This is a genomic window from Streptomyces sp. TP-A0874, assembly GCF_001748085.1.
Classification (GTDB): domain Bacteria; phylum Actinomycetota; class Actinomycetes; order Streptomycetales; family Streptomycetaceae; genus Streptomyces.
Map to the genome: position 1 here is coordinate 188,140 of NZ_BBZK01000006.1, position 18,299 is coordinate 206,438.

16 protein-coding genes are annotated in these 18,299 nt (G+C 72.9%); 3 read left to right on the forward strand and 13 right to left on the reverse strand.

The window, feature by feature from the left end; genetic code table 11:
* Positions 1-76: 76 nt before the first annotated feature.
* Positions 77-2,251, reverse strand: coding sequence for a SpoIIE family protein phosphatase (locus BGP73_RS11320; RefSeq protein ID WP_069814164.1), 2,175 nt, complete (start codon positions 2,249-2,251; stop codon positions 77-79).
* Positions 2,252-2,493: 242 nt separating this feature from the next.
* On the opposite strand from BGP73_RS11320, the gene BGP73_RS11325 reads away from it, so the two are divergent.
* Positions 2,494-2,736: a DUF1918 domain-containing protein gene (locus tag BGP73_RS11325; RefSeq protein WP_069814165.1), complete on the forward strand. Its 243-nt coding sequence runs from the start codon at positions 2,494-2,496 to the stop codon at positions 2,734-2,736.
* A gap of 110 nt (positions 2,737-2,846) precedes the next feature.
* Here the strand turns inward: BGP73_RS11325 and BGP73_RS11330 are convergent, their stop codons facing one another.
* The gene (locus BGP73_RS11330) at positions 2,847-4,106 is read right to left on the reverse strand and encodes a glycoside hydrolase family 10 protein (RefSeq protein ID WP_069814166.1); all 1,260 of its coding nucleotides are present in this window, start codon (positions 4,104-4,106) and stop codon (positions 2,847-2,849) included.
* Between the two features lie 148 nt (positions 4,107-4,254).
* Here BGP73_RS11330 and BGP73_RS11335 point away from each other — a divergent pair, with 148 nt between their 5' ends.
* Positions 4,255-5,115, forward strand: coding sequence for a 3-hydroxybutyryl-CoA dehydrogenase (locus BGP73_RS11335; protein WP_069814167.1), 861 nt, complete (start codon positions 4,255-4,257; stop codon positions 5,113-5,115).
* A gap of 143 nt (positions 5,116-5,258) precedes the next feature.
* Here BGP73_RS11335 and pheT read toward each other — a convergent pair whose 3' ends face one another.
* From pheT to infC, 7 genes are all read right to left on the reverse strand, one after another.
* The gene (gene pheT, locus BGP73_RS11340) at positions 5,259-7,817 is read right to left on the reverse strand and encodes a phenylalanine--tRNA ligase subunit beta (RefSeq protein WP_069814168.1); all 2,559 of its coding nucleotides are present in this window, start codon (positions 7,815-7,817) and stop codon (positions 5,259-5,261) included.
* Positions 7,817-8,938 carry a phenylalanine--tRNA ligase subunit alpha gene (gene pheS, locus BGP73_RS11345; RefSeq protein WP_069814169.1) on the reverse strand — a complete coding sequence of 374 codons (1,122 nt, stop codon included), beginning with the start codon at positions 8,936-8,938 and terminating at the stop codon, positions 7,817-7,819. Before pheS ends, pheT begins: the two co-directional genes overlap by 1 nt.
* Positions 8,939-9,073: 135 nt before the next feature.
* A complete protein-coding gene (locus BGP73_RS11350; RefSeq protein ID WP_069814170.1) occupies positions 9,074-10,216 on the reverse strand; it encodes a PAS domain-containing sensor histidine kinase in 1,143 nt (380 codons plus the stop codon).
* A gap of 208 nt (positions 10,217-10,424) precedes the next feature.
* Positions 10,425-11,273: a TrmH family RNA methyltransferase gene (locus BGP73_RS11355; protein ID WP_069814171.1), complete on the reverse strand. Its 849-nt coding sequence runs from the start codon at positions 11,271-11,273 to the stop codon at positions 10,425-10,427.
* 189 nt (positions 11,274-11,462) lie between these two features.
* The gene (gene rplT, locus BGP73_RS11360) at positions 11,463-11,849 is read right to left on the reverse strand and encodes a 50S ribosomal protein L20 (RefSeq protein ID WP_069814172.1); all 387 of its coding nucleotides are present in this window, start codon (positions 11,847-11,849) and stop codon (positions 11,463-11,465) included.
* A gap of 126 nt (positions 11,850-11,975) precedes the next feature.
* Positions 11,976-12,170 carry a 50S ribosomal protein L35 gene (gene rpmI, locus BGP73_RS11365; protein ID WP_069814173.1) on the reverse strand — a complete coding sequence of 65 codons (195 nt, stop codon included), beginning with the start codon at positions 12,168-12,170 and terminating at the stop codon, positions 11,976-11,978.
* Positions 12,171-12,322: 152 nt separating this feature from the next.
* A complete protein-coding gene (gene infC, locus BGP73_RS11370) occupies positions 12,323-12,949 on the reverse strand; it encodes a translation initiation factor IF-3 (protein WP_079127465.1) in 627 nt (208 codons plus the stop codon).
* Positions 12,950-13,362: 413 nt separating this feature from the next.
* On the opposite strand from infC, the gene BGP73_RS11375 reads away from it, so the two are divergent.
* Positions 13,363-13,749 carry a DUF1844 domain-containing protein gene (locus BGP73_RS11375; RefSeq protein WP_069814175.1) on the forward strand — a complete coding sequence of 129 codons (387 nt, stop codon included), beginning with the start codon at positions 13,363-13,365 and terminating at the stop codon, positions 13,747-13,749.
* Between the two features lie 23 nt (positions 13,750-13,772).
* Here the strand turns inward: BGP73_RS11375 and BGP73_RS11380 are convergent, their stop codons facing one another.
* Genes BGP73_RS11380 through BGP73_RS22610 form a run of 4 tightly spaced genes read right to left on the reverse strand, consistent with a single transcriptional unit; the run spans position 13,773 to position 17,425 of the window.
* Positions 13,773-14,510 carry an MIP family channel protein gene (locus BGP73_RS11380; RefSeq protein ID WP_069814176.1) on the reverse strand — a complete coding sequence of 246 codons (738 nt, stop codon included), beginning with the start codon at positions 14,508-14,510 and terminating at the stop codon, positions 13,773-13,775.
* A gap of 55 nt (positions 14,511-14,565) precedes the next feature.
* A complete protein-coding gene (locus BGP73_RS11385) occupies positions 14,566-15,345 on the reverse strand; it encodes an SseB family protein (protein WP_107474022.1) in 780 nt (259 codons plus the stop codon).
* A gap of 59 nt (positions 15,346-15,404) precedes the next feature.
* Positions 15,405-16,664: a type VII secretion-associated serine protease mycosin gene (gene mycP / locus BGP73_RS11390; RefSeq protein WP_374701138.1), complete on the reverse strand. Its 1,260-nt coding sequence runs from the start codon at positions 16,662-16,664 to the stop codon at positions 15,405-15,407.
* Positions 16,661-17,425 (reverse strand): hypothetical protein, encoded by a 765-nt coding sequence (locus BGP73_RS22610; RefSeq protein ID WP_069814177.1) that lies wholly within the window; start codon positions 17,423-17,425, stop codon positions 16,661-16,663. The genes mycP and BGP73_RS22610 overlap by 4 nt, the downstream gene beginning before the upstream one ends.
* Positions 17,426-18,299: the final 874 nt, after the last annotated feature.

Below are 18,299 nucleotides of genomic sequence, written 5' to 3' on the forward strand. Positions count from 1 at the left end.
CGCCCCGCGGTCGCGCTCGGCCGAGGCCCCCGCGGCTGGGCGGGCGATCGTCCCGGAGAGCGAGTCCGCCCCCGGGTCATCCGGGACGGCGAACCAGCAGGACCGCGATGTCGTCCATGGCGCCACGGGTGACCGCCGGGGCGATGATCCGGTCGGCCAGCCGCTCCAGCGCCGCCACCCCGCCGCCCGCCCGGTCCTCACCGGCGAGCACCTTCCCGATCACGTCCACCGCGGCGCTGTAGCTCTGGCCGCGGTGCTCGACCAAGCCGTCGGTGTAGAGCAGGAGCGTGGCACCGGGCCGTAGTTCGGCCTCCACAACCGAATAGCCCTCGGCCGGATCGAGGCCCAGCGGCAGGCCGCCCGCCTCGTCCAGCTGGCAGACGCTCCCGTCCGGCTCGACCAGCATCGGGTAGGGGTGGCCGGCCCGTGCCATCCGCACGACGCCGTCCCGCGGGTCGAGCTCCACCACGCAGCAGGTGGCGAAGAGTTCCGTGTCCAGGCCGCAGAGCATCCGGTTGCCGCGCCGCAGCAGCGACGCCGTGCTGTGACCCTCGTCGGCGTAGACCCGGAGCGCGGTGCGCAACTGCCCCATCACCGCGGCCGCCTCCGCGCTGTGCCCCTGGACGTCACCGATGAGCAGCCCCACCCGCTCGCCGGCGAGCGGCAGCACGTCGTACCAGTCGCCGCCGACCTCCATCCCCCCGGTGCCCGGCAGGTAGCGGACGGCGAGGTCGACCCCGGACAGCTCCGGCACGCTCTGCGGGAGCATCATCCGCTGCAGGTCGGTCATCTGCCGACGACTCTCGTCGAAACGGCGGGAGCGTGCCAGGGACTGGGCCAGGATGCTGGAGATCGCGGCGTAGACCATATCGTCGTCGGAGGAGAACGTGTGCTGCCTGCCCCAGGAGATCACACAGGCGCCGACCCTGCCCTCCGCCGTGCTCAGCGGCAGCATCGCCCATGCCTGGTGGTCGGCGGCGAGTTGCAGGGCGGGGTCCGGGAAGGCCTTCAGATAGTCCTCGCGGTTCTCGATCAGCTTCGGCGTTCCCTCCTCGCACAGGCCGCGCAGCAGCCCGCCTTCGCCCAGCAGTTCGGCGCTGCGGAGCATCGCCTCGTCCGCCGTCCGATATCCGGCGGATCCGGCCAGGGAGAGCCCGTCCTTCCCCTCCAGATACAGGGCGAGCGCCTGGGCCTCCAGGCCGGGCAGCACGTCGCCGGTGGCCGCGTCCACCACGTCCTGGGTGGACAGCGCCTTGCTGAAGGCGGCCGTCACGGCCAGGACGAACTCGCGCCGGCTGGTGCGGTTCATCTCGGCCTGGATGGCCTCGGTGCGGTCCTGGGAGATGCCGACCATCGCCTGCGGCCGCCCCACCGGGTCGAAGAAGAGGGTGCCCTTGGAGTCGAGCCAGCGGATCGTGCCGTCCGGCCGGACGATGCGGTGGACCACATTGCACTCGCCGGTTCCGTAGCTCTGCCGGACCGCCTCCTCGATCTGCGGCCGGTCCTCCGGGTGGATGGCGTCGAAGATGGACTCGATCCGCTCGTAGTCGTCGTGTTGCAGTCCGTAGATCCGTCCCAGCCGCTCGTCCCAGACCACCTGCCCGGAGCTGAGGTCCCAGTCGAAGGACCCCATGTCGGCGCTGGAGAGAGCCAGGTCCAGCCGGGCCGCCCGGGTACGGCCCTCCACGAAGCGCACGGCCTGGTCGAACTGCCTCCCCGCCGCGGGGAAGACCTCGTCCTCGGTGGAGAGCAGGTGGTCCAGGCGGTGCGCGCACACCGAGACGATCATGGAGAGGGTGCTGTTCTCACGCACCGAGGGCGAGCGGCCGGAGTCCAGTCGCAGCCCCATCATGCCGAGGCACTTGTCCCCGGTGAGCAGCGGGAACACGGCGAATCCAGCGGGGGCGCGGAGCTCGGCGATGTCTCTGAAGCGTTCCCTGAGCGATTCGGCCGACTCGAAGACCGGGCGCCGCTCCCGGGCGACGATGTTGAGGGGGAGCCCGCCGTCGGCGGGAAGGATGCGGAGCCGCTCCTCCAGCCGCTCGTCGAGTCCGGTCGCGGTGGCCAGCCGGAGCCCGCCGTCGTCCTGGAGGAGATGGATGGTCACCGCACTGGCGTCGACCTCCTCCTGCGCGGCCTCGATGACCGCGGTGAGCAGTGTCTGGGGGTCCGGGCAGGTCAGCAAACGGACGACGGTCTCGGACCGTCGGTCCGGGGCATCGAGGTCGACTCGCCGGCTCTGGACGGCCACGCTCTTCTCACTTCCACCTGACGTCTTCACCCCGGGTGAACGGGCGAAGCCTGATCTCTCGGGCATACCTATCTATATGCGCATAGATCATCCTATTCCGCATGGTCGCTCTCGCCCCGCCAGCGCATCGCCGCCGTCGCGGACCCGACGACGGCGCCACCCGGCTCGACGGGCCGGGCGGCGCCGTGCGCCCTACAGTGGAGGAGACGGCATCATCCCCTCTCAGCAGGAGGTCACCGCCGATGCGTGCGAGTGTGGGCGACCGGTTGTTGATGCACGGCAGGGTCGTCGGTCAGCACGACCGGGTCGCGGACATCGTCGAAGTGATGGGTTCCGGAGGCGAGCCCCCGTACCGCGTACGGTTCGAGGACGGCCGCGAGGCCGTGATGTCGCCGGGGCCGGACTCCGTCGTCCAGCATGAGGCAGGGTCGGACCGCCGGCCCGGTGCCACCCTCCGGGAGCGGCTCACCCGGCGCTCCCGGTAGGGCTTCGGGCGCGCCCGCTCCGACGGCCGGCCCCGCCCGGGTCCGGCCCGCCGGTGGGACGTCCCAGCGCGGGACGGACCCCGTCACCGGGGAACGTCCCGCCCACGAGTTCAGCCGGACCCTCTGCCCCGCCCGAGGTAGTGGTCGGTGACGACCCGGTCCATGGCGCCGATGGGATCGGCGGCGACCTCCGCGGCGGAGAAGTAGACATGGCCGCGCACCTGCCGGAAGCCCGCGGTCAGGTCGAGGTGCCGGGAGAGCTCCGCCGGGTCCTGCCAGACCTCGGGCTGCTCCGGGTCACCTGCCTTGTAGAGCGCCTCACCGACATAGAGCTCGACCCCGGTGCCGCTGACCGTCCGTGCCCACCACGGAACCAGCGCCGCGTAGTCGGCGGCCTCGAAGCCGATGTTCCAGTACAGCTGCGGTACGACGTAGTCGAGCCATCCCTCACGCACCCACCTGCGGACGTCGGCGTGCAGATCGTCGTAGGTCTGCACCCCCGCCGCGGTGTCCGAGCCCGCCGGGTCGGAGGTGCGGTTCCGCCAGACCCCGAAGGGGCTGACCCCGAGCCGGACGGACGGCCGGAGACGACGGCTCCGCTTGAGCCGGGCGATCCGCTGGGCGGTCTCCCACACCAGTTGGTCGACGTTGTGGCGGCGCCAGGCGGCCCGGTCGGGGAAGCCCCGGCCGTACCGTGCGAAGGCCTCGTCGTCGTCGAACTCCTCCCCGACGACCGGATAGGGGTAGAAGTAGTCGTCCCAGTGCACGGCGTCGATGTCGTAGCGGAGCGCCGCGTCGAGCATGGCGTCCTGGACGAAGCGGCGGACTTCCGGCAGCCCCGGGTTGTAGTACAGCATCCCGCCGTACTCCACGACCCACTCCGGGTGCAGCCGGGCCGGGTGGTCCGGCGCCAGCCGGGAGCGCTCCTGGTGGATGGCCACCCGGTACGGGTTGAACCAGGCGTGCAGTTCCAGACCGCGCCGCCGCGCCTCCCGGACCGCGAAGCCCAGCGGATCCCACCCGGGGTCCCGGCCCTGCGTCCCGGTCAGGTACTCGGACCACGGCTCGTACCGCGAGGGCCACAGCGCGTCCGCCGTCGGTCTCACCTGGAAGATCACGGCGTTGAGTCGACGCCGCACCGCCGTGTCGAGCAGCGACAGCAGTTCGCCGCGCTGCTCCGCCGGGGTGAGCCCGGGTACCGAGGGCCAGTCGCGGTTGTCGACCGTCGCCAGCCACATGCCGCGGAACCGCTGAGAAGGGGCCTCGGACTCCGCTTCCACCGCGTCGGCGACGGCGTCACCCGCCAACAGCATCCCCGGCAGTGCCCCGGCCAGTCCGGCGGCGAACCGCCTGCGCGCCATATGCGCCATTCTTCACTCCGTCCCCATGCACGCCGATGATGTGCGTAGCATGCCCTCCCGGGCCCCGCGACGCACGGGTGCGCGGGTAACCTCGCCCACGGCGGACGGGCGACACCCTACGAGCCGCCGGACGAGGAAGATCGGCGAAAGGCACGATGTGACCGACATCGAACGCGTCGGAGTGGTGGGCTGCGGCCAGATGGGCGCGGGGATCGCGGAGGTGTGCGCCCGTTCCGGCCTGGAGGTCATGGTCGCGGAGACCACCGGGGAGGCTCTGGAACTCGGCCGGACCAGGCTGATCAACTCCCTGGACAAGGCGGCGGAGCGCGGCAAGCTGACCGCGCAGGAGCGCGACGCGACGGTCGACCGGCTCAGTTTCACCACCGACCTGGGCGCGTTCGCCGACCGGGACGTGGTCATCGAGGCCGTGGTGGAGAACGAGCAGGTGAAGACGGAGATCTTCCAGATACTCGACCAGGTGGTGACCCGGCCGGACGCGATCCTCGCCTCGAACACCTCATCCATCCCGCTGGTCAAGCTCGCCGTGGCGACCTCGCGACCGGACCAGGTCGTCGGCATCCACTTCTTCAACCCGGCGCCGGTGCAGAGACTCGTGGAGATCATCCCGGCGCTGACCACCGGCGACGGAACCATCCAGCGGGCCGAGGAACTCGTCGTCGACGTGCTGGGCAAGCACCCGATCCGCGCGCAGGACCGCTCCGGCTTCGTCGTCAACGCCCTGCTGATCCCGTACCTGCTCTCCGCGGTCAGGATGTTCGAGTCGGGGATCGCCAGCCGGGAGGACATCGACAGCGGCATGGAACTCGGCTGCGCCCACCCGATGGGGCCGCTGCGACTCTGCGACCTGATCGGTCTGGACACCGTGGCGTCGATCGCCGACTCGATGTTCCAGGAGTACAAGGAGGGCCTGTACGCGGCCCCGCCGCTGCTGCAGCGGATGGTCGACGCGGGCCGCCTGGGCCGGAAGGCCGGCTCCGGCTTCTACGACTACGGCTGACCGGAGCTCCGCTCCCCCGATACCCCCTGCGCCCCGCCGCCCACCGGATGGGCTGCGGGGCGCAGGGGGTTTCCACGCTCGAACGGCGGAGCCGCATGGCGGGCCGTCCCCGGACAGCCGTACCGGGGACGGTCCACCACGGCTCACTCGCCGCGCAACACCGCTCCGGTGCGCTCGGCCGCGGCGGACACCGCGGAGTCCCGGGCGGCACTTGCCTCCTCCGCGGTGAGCGTGCGGTCGGCGGCCCGGAAACGGAGCGCGTACGCCAGGGACTTTCGACCAGCACCGATCTGCTCGCCGGTGAAGACGTCGAACAACCGCACCGACTCCAGCAGTTCTCCGGCCCCTTCCCGCAACGCCGCCTCCACCTCCGCGGAGGCCACCGCGGCCGGCACCACGAGCGCCACATCCTGGGTGGCCACCGGGAAGGTCGAGATCCGGGGCGCCTGGAGCACGCCCGAGGCAGCCCGCTCCAACTCGTCCAGATCGAGCTCCATCGCAGAGGTGCGCTCCGGCAGCCCCAGCGCCTTGACCACCCTGGGGTGCAGTTCGCCCGCGTGACCGAGGCGCACCTCACCGCCGGGGGCGGAGACGTACAGTTCGGCGCAGCGTCCCGGATGCCAGGGGGCCTGCTCGGCCTGACGGACCGCCAGCTCGACACCCGCTTCCCAGGCAACCGTGCGGGCCGCCTCCACCGCGTCGGCCCAGCCGGACCGGCGCTCCGGCCCCCACCAGCCGGACCGCTCACGCGCTCCGGCGAGCACGACGGCCGCGTGGCGTGGCTGGGTGGGCAGGGCCGCGTCCAGCCCGGCGACCTCCTCGTCGGTCGGGCGTCGGTCGACCGGTAGCCGGACGGTGCTGCCGGGACCATCGGCCGCCCGGAACACCAGCCCGGTCTCGAACAGTGCCAGATCGTGCTCGCCCCGGCCGTCGTTCCGACGCAGCGCGGAGAGCAGACCGGGCAGCAGAGTGGTACGGAGCGCCGGTTCCGCGTCGGAGAGCGGGTTCGCCAGCCGGACCAGCGCGCGCCTGGGGTCGGCGGCGTCGAGCCCGAGCCGGTCGAGGGTCTCCGGGCTGAGGAACGGGTAGTTGGGCGACTCGGTGTAGCCCGCGCCGGAGAGCGCGCGCCCCACCCTGCGGTGCAGTCGCTGCCGGGCGGTGAGGCCGAGGCCGGCCGGCGGCCGCGGCAGCGTGGCCGGCAGGTTCTCGTACCCCTCCAGGCGGATGACCTCCTCGGCGAGGTCGCTGGGGTCCGTCAGGTCGGGGCGCCAGCTTGGCGGCGTGACCAGCAGCCGGTCCTGGCCGTCGACGTGGCAGCCGATCTGCCGCAGCCGGCGGATGACCGTCTCCCGTCCGTACTCGACGCCGGCGATCCGGTCCGGATGGTCCGCGGGGATGCTGATGGTGTGCGGCTCACTCGGGGCGGCGACGGTGGTGCCGCCCTCGTCGGCGGTGCCTCCGGCCAGCCGCACCAGCAGGTCGACGGCGCGTTGGGCGGCCGCGGCGGCCGCCTGCGGGTCGACACCGCGTTCGAAGCGCCGGGACGCCTCGGAGGAGAGCTTGTGCCGCCGGGCGGTGCGGGCGACCGCCACCGGGGAGAAGTGGGCGGCTTCGATGACGACCTCGGTGGTGGCCGGCGGCGTGCTCTCCGCCGCCCCCTCCCCCTCGGCGGCGGTCTCGGTGTCGGCGACCTCGGTGTCGGCGCCGCCCATGACACCGGCGAGCCCGATTGGGCCCCTGTCGTCGACGATGACCAGGTCGTCAGGGTCGAGGAGCCGTTGGGTGCCGTCGAGCGTGGTGAGCTTCTCCCCCGCCGTGGCGCGGCGTACTCCGATCGCCCCGCTGATCCGGGAGCGGTCGTAGGCGTGCAGCGGCTGACCGGTCTCCAGCATCACGTAGTTGGTGATGTCGACCGGGAGGGAGAGCGGACGCATACCGGCCTTCTGCAGCCGGCGGCGCAGCCACACCGGGGACTCCGCGTCGGGCCGCAGCCCGGTGACGGTGCGGGCGGTGAAGTGGTCGCAGGCTGCCGGATCGCCGACCTCGACCGGGTGACCGCTCTCCCCGGGCTCCGCCACCTCCAGCAGCACCGGATCGCGCAGCGGCAGCCCGAAGGCGGTGGCGGTCTCCCTCGCCACACCGCGCAGCGACAGGCAGTAGCCGCGGTCGGGGGTGACGGCGATGTCGAGGACCTCGTCGACGAGTTCGAGCAGTTCGACGGCGTCGGCTCCCGGCCGGTGCTCGGGCAGCAGCACGATGATGCCGCCGCCTCCCCACGGGTCGGCGGCCGAGTCGGACATCCCGAGCTCGCTTCCGGAGCAGATCATGCCTTCGGAGACCTTGCCGTAGGTCTTCCGCGCTGAGATGGCGAAGCCGCCGGGCAACTCGGCCCCGGGGAGGACCACCACGACCTTGTCGCCTACGGCGAAGTTCCGCGCACCGCAGACGATGTTCTGCGGCTCACCGGTGCCGTTGGCGGTGCCGACGTCCACCTGGCAGTGTCGGATCGGCTTCTTGAACCCGGTCAGCTCCTCGATGGCCAGCACCTCGCCGACGACCAGCGGGCCCTTGAGGTCGCCGCCGAGTTGCTCGACGGTCTCCACCTCCAGCCCTGCGGCCACGAGCTTCGCCTGCACGTCACGGCCGGTGATGCCGGCCGGCAGGTCGACGTACTCCCGCAGCCAGGAAAGCGGGACCCGCATCAGATCTCCATCCCGAACGGCCGGGTGAAGCGCACGTCACCCTCGACCATGTCTCGCATGTCCTCGACGTTGTGGCGGAACATCAGCATCCGTTCGATGCCGAAGCCGAAGGCGAACCCGCTGTACTTCTCCGGGTCGACACCGCAGGCGACGAGCACCCTGGGGTTGACCATCCCGCAGCCGCCCAGCTCGATCCAGCCCTCGCTGGAGCAGGTCCGGCAGGGGCGGTCCGGGTTTCCGACGGACTCCCCCCGGCAGACGTAGCACTCCATGTCCATCTCGGCGGACGGCTCGGTGAACGGGAAGTAGTTCGGGCGCAGCCGGGTACGCACATCCGCGCCGAACAGCGAGTGGACCATGTGGTCCAGGGTTCCCCTGAGGTCCGCCATCGTCAGGCCCTCGTCCACGGCGAGCAGCTCCACCTGGTGGAAGACCGGGGTGTGGGTGGCGTCCAGCTCGTCGGTGCGGTAGACACGCCCGGGACAGACCACGTACACCGGGGGTTCCCGGTCCAGCAACGAGCGGACCTGCACCGGCGAGGTGTGGGTGCGCAGCACCACTCCGGACTCCCGATCCGGGTCCGGCCCCTCCACGAAGAAGGTGTCCTGCATGGCGCGGGCCGGGTGGTCGGGCTCGAAGTTGAGCGCGTCGAAGTTGAACCACTCGGCCTCGACCTCGGGACCTTCGGCGACCTCGTAGCCCATCGCCACGAAGACGTCCTCGATCCGTTCGGAGAGGGTGGTCAGCGGATGCCTCGCACCGGCCGGGAGGCGGTCGTAGGGGAGGGTGACGTCCACGGCCTCCTCGACGAGCACCCGCTCGTCGCGCTCGGCCTCCAGCTCCGCTTGGCGCGCCTTGAGCGCCCGGTTCACCTCACCGCGAGCGCCGCCGACCCGCTTGCCGGCGTCCGCTCGGGCCTGGGGCGGGAGGGCGCCGATCTCCCGGTTGGCGAGGGCGAGCGGGGAGCGGTCGCCGGTGTGGGCGACCTTCACCTCGCGCAGCGCCTCGAGGTCGCCGGCGGCCGCGATGGCGGCGACCGCCTCGTCCCGCAGCCGGGCGATCTCTTCCGGTTTCAGTGCCTCGACCTCGACAGGGTCGTACGACTTATTGGGTGCCGACATCTCTTCCCGTGTTTTTCGAATTGGCTTGGGTGGGCGCGGTCCCACACTCGACGGCCTGCTGCCCTCCGCTCGAGGGTGTCGAGGGTCGAGTCTAAGGGGAACGCGGTGGCCGGACGGCGGACGGGCCCGTGCCGCTCAGCTCAGGTAGGCCGGGGCGGCTACGGGCAGCACGAATCGGAACCGGGCGCCGCCGCCCGGCGCCCGGCCGACCTCGATGGTCCCGCCGTGCGCCTCCACCACGCCCTTCACGATGTAGAGGCCCAGTCCGGTGCCGCCGCGCCGGCTGCCGCGCCAGAAGCGGGTGAAGACCCGGCCCATCGACTCCTCGGGGATACCCGGCCCTTCGTCGCTCACCGTGACGACCGTTCCTTCCTTCGCCGCTCCGGAGGCGGCTGCCACCTCGATGGTGACGGTTCCCTCGCCGTGTCGCACCGCGTTTTCCAACAGGTTACCGAGGACCTGGTCGACCTTGTCCGGATCCGCCCATAAGTCCGGCAGCGGTCTGACGACGTTGACCCGGAAGAGCTCCGCCGGCTGTCCTGCTCCGACGTGCCCGCTCACATGCCGGTGGACGGCCGCGGCCATGTCCACCGGCTGCCGCCGCACCTCCAGCCTGCCGGAGTCGATGCGGGAGATGTCCAGCAGTTCGGTGATGAGCCTGGTGACGCGGTTGGCGTCGGCCTGGACGGTCTCCAGCATCAGGCGCTTCTGGTCGTCGGTGAACCGTTCCCACTTGGCCAGCAGTGTGGCGGTGAAGCCCTTGACGGAGGTCAGCGGGGAGCGCAGTTCGTGGGCGACGGTCGCCACGAGATCGGCTTGGGCGCGCTCGGTGCGCCGCCGCGCCTCGGTACCGCGGAGGGAGACGACCAGCCGTCGCAGCGGGCCCGCCGGCCTGTGCCGCACGTACCGGGCGGACACCAGCACCTCGCGCCCGCCCAGCAGCAGGCTCCGCTCCGGCTGGGCGACCCGGGTGGCCAGTCCGCCGTAGGGGTCGGTCACCGACCACCAACGGCGGCCCTCGAGGTCCTGGAAGGGCAGGGCGCGCTCCAGCCGCCGTCCCAGCACCTCCGCGGGCCGCAGCGCGGTGATCCGCGCCGCCGCGGCGTTGAAGCAGATGATCCGGCGGCTCTCGTCGGCGACGACCAGGCCGTCGGGCAGGTCGTCCGGGGCGAGCCCGAGGCTGCCGAGCGTCGGCTCGGGGCCGCCGGGCGGGCCGGCCCCGGCGGGGCCCGGCGGGTCGGGGTCCGGCACAGCCCCGCCGGATGTGCTGACGTCCATCCCCGCACCCCCTTGTCGCGCCCCCGCCTCGCAACCCTACTAAGGGTTGGGCGGTAATCCCGGACGGATCGGCCATGGGTCGCGGCACGCCTGCCGTGCGGCCGCGCGGCACCGCTCACGGGACGCGGGTTCGGCGGTTCCCCGCGAGGCGGCGCCGGGGGCACTCGGCGCCCACCGCCGACCGGGGGCCGGTCTCCGCGCCCGGGCGCTACATCACCCCGGCGGAACGGCAACCGCCGGGGGCCCGCTGCGCGCGGGCGGACGCATAGAGGCAGACTGCTGCCGCGGTGGCGAGGTTGAGGCTCTCGGCCCGGCCGTGGATCGGCACCCGCACCACCGCGTCGGCGAGGGCCCGGGTCTCCGCGGGCAGTCCCCAGGCCTCGTTTCCGAAGATCCAGGCGGTGGGCCGGCCAAGGGAGCCCTCGTCGAGTTCGGTGTCCAGGTCGCGCTCCCCGGCCCCGTCGGCCGCGACGATGCGCACCCCGGCCTCCCGCAGTCCGCGTACCGCCTCGGTCACCGGCACCCCGACAGCCACCGGCAGGTGGAAGAGGCTGCCGACCGAGGCCCGCACGGACTTGGGGTTGTAGAGGTCGACGGAGGCGTCGGTGAGCACCACCGCATCCGCCCCCGCGGCGTCGGCACAGCGCAGCACCGTCCCGGCGTTGCCCGGGTCGCGGACGTTGGCCAGGAGCGCCACCAGCCGTGGCCGACCGCTGAGGATCTCCGTCAGCGGGGTGTCGAGGAAGCGGCAGACCCCGACCAGGCCCTGGGGGGTGACGGTCTGCGAGACGGCCGCCAGCGTCTCCTCCGAGGCGGTGTGCACCCGGGCGCCGGCGGCGCGGGCGGCTGCCACGACGTCGGCGTGCCGCTCGGCGGCGTCGACGGTGGTGAAGAGCTCCACCAGGGCCGGGCCGCCGGAGTACTGGGCGGCCTCCCGCACCGCCTGCGGGCCCTCGGCGATGAACCGGCGCTCCTTGACCCGGAAGTTGCGGCGGGCCAGTCTGCGGGCGGCGGCGACGCGGGGTGAGCGGGGCGAAATCGGCTCGGCGGGGCCCATCGGGGCGGCTCTCTTCTGTCAGGTCCGGCTCGGGTTTCCAGGTGCGTGGCCGGGAGCGTTCCGCCCCCGGCCCGAACGCGCCGGACCCGCAGGCCCGATGGCCTGCGGGTCCGTGCCGTCGGTACGGCTCAGGTGCTGTCCCACGGGCCGCGGCGGGCGGTGTCCGCCGCGGCCCCCGGTGTACAGGACCTAAGCGGCGGCCTTCGGGGCGTTGACATCGCTCGGCAGCGCCTTCTGGGCCACCTCGACGAGCGCGGCGAACGCGTTGGCGTCGTTGACCGCGAGCTCGGCCAGCATCTTGCGGTCCACCTCGATGTTGGCGGCCTTCAGACCCTGGATGAAGCGGTTGTAGGTGATGCCGTTGGCGCGGGCCGCGGCGTTGATCCGCTGGATCCACAGCTGACGGAAGTCGCCCTTGCGCTTCTTGCGGTCGTTGTAGTTGTAGACCAGGGAGTGGGTGACCTGCTCCTTGGCCTTGCGGTAGAGGCGGGAGCGCTGCCCCCGGTAGCCGCTGGCCTGCTCGAGGATCGCCCGGCGCTTCTTGTGGGCGTTGACTGCCCGCTTGACGCGTGCCACTTGTTAACTCCTTCTAGGGGGCCGCGGAATGTCCACGCGGCCCGGAAACGAATAGGTCCCGGTATCCGGCGGCGCCTGCTCCCCGCCCCCCGCCGGGCGGAACCCGCGGGTGGACCGGGAGAAGCGTCACTTGCCCAGAAGCTTCTTGATCTTCTTGGCGTCGGCCGGGGCCGCCTCGACCGTGCCGGCCAGCTTGCGGGTCAGCGTCGACGGCTTGTGCTCCAGGTAGTGACGGCGACCGGCGCGCTGGCGCATCACCTTGCCGGAGCCGGTGACCTTGAAGCGCTTCCTGGCACCACTGTGCGTCTTGTTCTTCGGCATGTCGCCGTTCTCTCCTCGTCGGGTGGCGCTCCCCCGGCTGGGCCGGAACGCGGGAACGTCAGCTGTTGTCTTGGTGTCCGGGACCGAGGCCCCGCCATGCCCGGTCGGCGCGGACCGGTTCACCCCTGGCCTGGAAGGCCAGGGGAACCCGCCTAGGCGGCCCCGCCCTGGCTGTCCGCCTTGCGGGCGGCCTTGAGTTCGCGGGCCTCGGCCATGGCCTCGGTCTTCTTCTTGTGCGGACCGAGAACCATGATCATGTTTCGGCCGTCCTGCTTCGGGGTGGACTCCACAAAGCCCAGGTCCTGAACATCCTCGGCGAGACGCTGCAGCAGCCGGCGGCCCAGCTCGGGGCGGGACTGCTCACGACCGCGGAACATGATCGTGATCTTGACCTTGTCGCCCTGCTTGAGGAACCGGACGACGTGACCCTTCTTGGTGTCGTAGTCGTGCGGATCGATCTTCGGCCGGAGCTTCATCTCCTTGATGACCGTGTGCGCCTGGTTCTTGCGCGCCTCACGGGCCTTCATGGCCGACTCGTACTTGAACTTCCCGTAGTCCATGAGCTTGCACACGGGCGGGCGGGCGTTCGCCGCGACCTCGACCAGGTCGAGGTCATACTCCTGCGCGAGCTCCAGTGCCTTGGCAAGCGGCACGATGCCGACCTGCTCGCCACTGGGACCGACAAGTCGCACCTCGGGGACTCGGATCCGGTCGTTGATGCGGGGCTCGGCGCTGATGGGGCCTCCTCGGTTTACCCGGCGCGGCCGCCTGGCGGACAGCCGCGCGATGTCTGTTCTCCGCGACCAGCGCACAGGGACGAAAAAACGCCCCGTACGGTCACAGGCAGGACTCCGAGATTCCGGGGCCACCGCCACAGTTCACCGCGTGGGGCGTATCGGGCGGGTCCGTCGTCCGTACGGAACGACGGGCACCGCCTGACCGGTGACCCGCCGACCAAAGGTCGGCCAGGTGGGAGATCGGAGCCTCCACTTGCGGGTTGGACACAAGAATGCCCAACCGGTCGTATCCCCAGCATAGCAGTGCCGGGCCGGCCCTTCGCACCTTCTCGGCGGCACCCGGCGGCCGCCGAGAAGGCCCCTCCCGCCCACCTCCCCGGTGGAGCGCCGCTCGGCACGGCACGGGACAGCCCTTAGCCTGTCCACGGTCAACCGCCCACCGAAAGTGAAGAGCCATGAGCGACGCGATCCCCCAAGAACCGGCCGCGGCCACCGCCGACGGGCCGGGACCGGACTTCGACACCATGACCCGGGACATCGCCGACGTCCCCGCGGTCGAGGTGATCACGACCGTCGCCGTCCATCTGATGAGCGCCGCCGCCGTGAACCTCGGGCTCGCCGAGGGCGCCGCCGACCACAAGGACCTCGACGAGGCCCGCAAGCTGATCACAGCGCTGGCCGGCCTGGTCACCGCGAGCGCCACCGAGGTCGGCTCCTACCACGCCGCCCCGTTGCGGGACGGACTGAAGTCCCTCCAGCTGGCCTTCCACGAGGCCTCGGAGGTACCGGACGAGCCGGGGCGCGGCCCCGGGGAGCAGTACACCGGGCCGCTCTTCGGCTGATCCCGGCCGGCACCACCACGGGGCTACCGCTCCCCCGCCGCCACGGCGTCCGCGGTCTGCCAGTCGGCGTCCTGGAGCGGCTGCCCGGCTCCGTGGGTGGTCCGGTGCACAAGCGCGGCGATCGCACCGCCGACCAGCGGAGCGATGATGAACAGCCAGATCTGGGAGAGCGGCTGGCTGCCGGCGAAGAGCGCCGGGCCGATGCTGCGCGCCGGGTTCACCGAGGCGCCGGTCAGCGGGATGCCGATCAGCTGCGTCACCGCGTACGCCAGACCGATCGGCAGCGCGGCCAGCCGGACCACCGCGATCCGGTGGGTCACCGAGAGCACCACGTAGACCAGGAGGAACGTCAGCACCAACTCGGCGACGAAGGCACCGAAGGTGTTGACCCCGACCGCCGACCGGTAGCCGTAGCCGTTGGTGCCGAAGGCCCCGCTGATCCCGAGCCCGGGGATCTGGTTCGCCACCAGATACAGCAGCAGCGCGCCGACGATCCCCCCGACCACCTGCGCGACCCAGTACTCGACCGCCCGGTGGAACGGCATCCGGCCGGCCATCCACACGCCCAGGGTCACCGCCGGGTTGATGTGGCAGCCCGAGATGGGCCCCAGCGCGAACGCGAGGGCCACGAGCGTGAAGCCGAAGGCCAGCGCGATCCCGGTGCTGCCGATGTACTCGGCTCCGAAGACCGCTGCCCCGACGGCGAAGAACACGAGCAGCAGAGTGCCGAGGAACTCGGATACGGCCGCGCGCTTTTCCATGGCGCCCTCCTTGCAAAGATCGCGATCACTCTGCATTGTGGCGCGAACCAGGACATTACGCCTGTCGAACGTAGAACGGCTCCCTCGCGGTCGCCGTCTCCTCCGGGAGCAGGGCCAGATCCAGGCCGTAGACCAGTCGGGCACGGAGTACCTCGTCGGCGGCGAGCGCCGAGGCCACCGCTCGGACGACGTCCTGGGCCCGTGCTCCGGGGGTGAGGGCCAGCGCCAGTACACCGTCCACCCGGCCGCCTCCCTCCGCACCGCCCCCGACGGGGCCGCCGGCCGCGCCGGGCACCAGGTGAGCCAGCCGCACCCCGGGCTCCGCCGCCAGGACCGCCCGCAGGGCCTCGCCCACCGCGGGGTCGGCGAGCGGGTCGGCGCTCTCCCGGCCCTCCGCGAGCGCGAGCAGCTCCGCGCCGCTGAGCTGGTAGGGGACCGGCCCCGCCAGGTCGAGGACCACGGTGTCCGCCGCTTCCTGGGCGGCGGCCCGCAGCGCCTGGTGCAGCGGCACCGCGACCGGTCGGGCCGCCGGGTCCCAGCGGGCCAGGGCGTCGGTGGAGGTGAACGCCGGCAGTGCCCGGCGGCCGTCCGGTGCCCGCAGGGTCGGCACCGCCATATCGCTCGACTTCTCCTGGCGCAGCCCGCCCGGACCGGTCTCGACCTCGCCGAGGACCGCCACGACCGGTACCAGCAGCCGGGTTCCGCGCAGCGCTGCGAGGACCTCGGGACCGGCGGCGGGATCAGCCGCGTAGGCGGCGAGGGCGGCGGCGAGCCGCGGATCGGCCGAGCCGTCGTCGTCGGCGAAACCGGGGTCCGGGATGTTCTTCTCCAGCACGGAGAGAGCCTATCCGCACCGGCGGCCCGGCTGTGCCGGGCCCTGTCGCGCCCAGTCCGTCACCGCGGCGGCCCGAACGCTCCGGCGGCGCGGCGCCTCCGCCGCTCGGTGTACCAGAGCACGGCGCCCGCGACCAGGAGTACGCTCCCGGCCGCCCCGCTGGACAGCGCCGCGAGCCCTGTCCCGGTCGACAGCGACGACTTCTCGTCAGGGCCCGGGCCGAAGTAGCGGTTCCGGTACGAGGCCGCGGCCGGCCGCTGGGCCCGCGGCTTCAGCTTCCGACCGGCCTCGATGGCCGCCGCCGGATCGACGAGGCCGTATCCCCGGTCGTCGCTGCGACCGGTGTCCGGGGCGTCCCGTGCGGTGTCCGAGATCAGCTCCTTGATCTGGGCGGGGCTCAACTCGGGATGCGCTGAGCGGACCAGGGCCACGGCCCCGGAGACGTAGGCGGCCGCCGCGCTGGTGCCCCAGCCCTTGTAGTAGCGGCGGTCGGGATCGGCCATGACCACGTCCACCCCGGGCGCCGAGACGGTCGCGTACCAGCGGCTGGTGGAGAACGCGGCGCGGGAGCCGTAGCGGTCGACCGCGGTGACGGCGATGACGCCGGGGTAGGCGGCCGGGTAGGAGATGCGGTCGCCCTTCTCGCCACCGTTGCCGGCCGAGGCGACCACCACCGCCCCCTTGCTGAGTGCGTACTGGACGGCGGCGTCCTCCGCCTTCTCCGGGTGGGCGGACTCGCTGTCGTCGCCGAGCGACATGTTGATGACGTCCGCACCGTGGTCGGCGGCCCAGCGGATGCCCTCGGCGAGAGCGCCGCCGCGGGAGGTGCGCGCCTTCTTGCGGGAGGGGTCCTTGTCCTCCAGGATCACTCGCACCGGCAGGATCTTCGCCTCGGGGGCCACTCCGAGCACGCCCGCACCGTTTTCCGGGCCGTGGCCGTGACCGGCGATGATCCCGGCCATGGCGGTGCCGTGCCGGGCCCAGGACCGCTCGCCCCGGGTCGCACCGAAGCCGACGAGGTCCTTCCCCGGCAGGACCTGTCCGGCGAGGTCCGGATGGCTGTCGTCGACCCCGGTGTCCAGCACCGCCACGGTGACGTCCGCCCCTCGGGTGGTCTGCCAGGCGCGCTCGGCCCCGATGGCCTCCAGGCCCCACTCCTGGGCGCGGATGGTGTCGGCCCGGGCGGTCGCGGCGGGGAGCAGGGCCAGCAGGGCGGCGGCGAGAGCGCCCGCCGCCCGCGACAGTCCCGCCGGCCGGCGGCGGGTCCGGGCGGGCGGCCGCACCGCCGAGGGTGCCGGTGCGCTGCCCCGGGGGGTCACCGGGCTTCCTCCGCGGCCTTCGCGGCCGCCTTCCGGAAGCCGCCCGCGACCTGCTGGACGATTCCGTGCGCGTCGTGGCCCAGTCCAGCCTGGGCCGCCACGGAGGTGGCCCCCGCCGCCATGGCCTCCTCGGCGGGCTCTGGTTCGGTCACCTTCCGACCGTCGGCGAAGCCGGTGACGGCGTACACCACGGCCGGGAGCTTGGCGAGCACCTCGACGCTCCAGGAGGCCCGCTGCTCCGCGCCGAATTCGGCCGCCGCGGTGCCCTTCGCCGCGTAGGGCAGTGGGAGGGAGTCCTTCCGCCGGGTCACTCCGCGGTCTTCGAACCGGTCGTGCAGGGCCGCCATCTCCGCGGCCTCCGCCGTGGTGGCGACCAGACCGACCGTGGTCACGCTGGTGCTGGTCGCGTCCAGGTAGGTGGCCCGCAGCAACCGCTGGCACCCCGCGGCGGAGAGGGCTTCGCGGAGCGGGGCGTCGAAGGCGTCGGCGCAACCGCTGTCGGGGGCCACGGCGATGCGGATCCACACCCGGTCGGCCCCGCCGGGCCCCGCGCCGTCACCGCGCAGGGTGGGGGGGAATATCCGGTCCACCGGGAGGCTGTGCCAGAGCGATGCGGCGGCGTCGAATCGGTCGGCCGACGTCGCGGCTGACGCGCCGTCGCTGAGCAGGTCACCGGCGAGACCGCCGCCGAGGAGGCCGAGCCCCAGCACGAGGCAGACGGCGATGGCGGCGGTACGGGCCGGGCGGCGGACCGGGGCCACGGGGGGCGCGGGGTGTTGGGTGGGGAGGTGCTGGACCGGGGGGTGCTGCTGGCTCCACGGCCCCCTCAGCGGGGTGCTCGCCGGGGCGTACGGTCGCGGCGGGAGCGCCGGGGGCACGGGTGGTGGCGGGACGGCCGTCCGCTCGTTCCGGGGCTGGGGGGTCGGTGGCCTCCCGGGCGCTGCGGCGGGCCGCGGCGGGAGGGGGTCCGGCGTGCGCGCCGAACCCGGCGGTTCGGGGGCCCTCCCTTCGGCCGCGGCCTCCGGCGGCCGTCCGGCCGGGGACGGGCCGGTACCGCTCCGGGGCGAGGACGGCTTCGCGTCGCTCTGCCGCGTGCCCCCGGTTCCGGGAGGCGCTGGGCGGGACGCCGGTGGGAGCCGGTCGGCCGGTGAGGGCGGTGGCAGGTTGCAGGGCGCCGGCGGGGGCACCGCCGACGTCGGGGGGCGGGAGCCCTCCGGGGTGCTCCGTCCGCCCACCGGTCCGGGCTGAGCTGGTGTCCGGGGCCGCGGTGAGGGCACCCGGGGAGGCCGTGGGCGGGAGGTGCGTGGCGCTTCGGCGCTCATTCGCCCCCCTGAGGTTCCCTTGCTGGCCGTGCCACCGGCGCTCCTCGGGGCAGGCAGGTTCGTCATCGGTCGCCGACCTGCGGAGTCCCGTCCGCGGCATGGCGTGGCGTCACTCTACGGGCAGACCGCACCGGCTCGGCAACCGCTCCACCAGCGTGGCCGGTTTGCCCCAAGCACCCGGCCGGGTTCGGTCTCGACGGATCCGTCCGCAACCGGCGGCCCTTCCAGCAGCGCTCCGGAGCCGGTGAGTCGGGTCGCCAGGATCGGGCCCGGCGCTTCGCGGCCGTCCGATCGGCTGCCGAGGTCTGGCGGC

What these genes read in the sequence shown, in the direction of transcription:
- rpmI (WP_069814173.1), bottom strand. Translation starts at nt 12,170, where the DNA reads ATGCCGAAGAACAAGACGCACAGTGGTGCCAGGAAGCGCTTCAAGGTC.
- BGP73_RS11355 (WP_069814171.1), bottom strand. Translation starts at nt 11,273, where the DNA reads ATGGGCCCCGCCGAGCCGATTTCGCCCCGCTCACCCCGCGTCGCCGCC.
- pheS (WP_069814169.1), bottom strand. Translation starts at nt 8,938, where the DNA reads ATGTCGGCACCCAATAAGTCGTACGACCCTGTCGAGGTCGAGGCACTG.
- BGP73_RS11350 (WP_069814170.1), bottom strand. Translation starts at nt 10,216, where the DNA reads ATGGACGTCAGCACATCCGGCGGGGCTGTGCCGGACCCCGACCCGCCG.
- BGP73_RS11375 (WP_069814175.1), top strand. Translation starts at nt 13,363, where the DNA reads ATGAGCGACGCGATCCCCCAAGAACCGGCCGCGGCCACCGCCGACGGG.
- BGP73_RS11330 (WP_069814166.1), bottom strand. Translation starts at nt 4,106, where the DNA reads ATGGCGCATATGGCGCGCAGGCGGTTCGCCGCCGGACTGGCCGGGGCA.
- pheT (WP_069814168.1), bottom strand. Translation starts at nt 7,817, where the DNA reads ATGCGGGTCCCGCTTTCCTGGCTGCGGGAGTACGTCGACCTGCCGGCC.
- BGP73_RS11380 (WP_069814176.1), bottom strand. Translation starts at nt 14,510, where the DNA reads ATGGAAAAGCGCGCGGCCGTATCCGAGTTCCTCGGCACTCTGCTGCTC.
- BGP73_RS11325 (WP_069814165.1), top strand. Translation starts at nt 2,494, where the DNA reads ATGCGTGCGAGTGTGGGCGACCGGTTGTTGATGCACGGCAGGGTCGTC.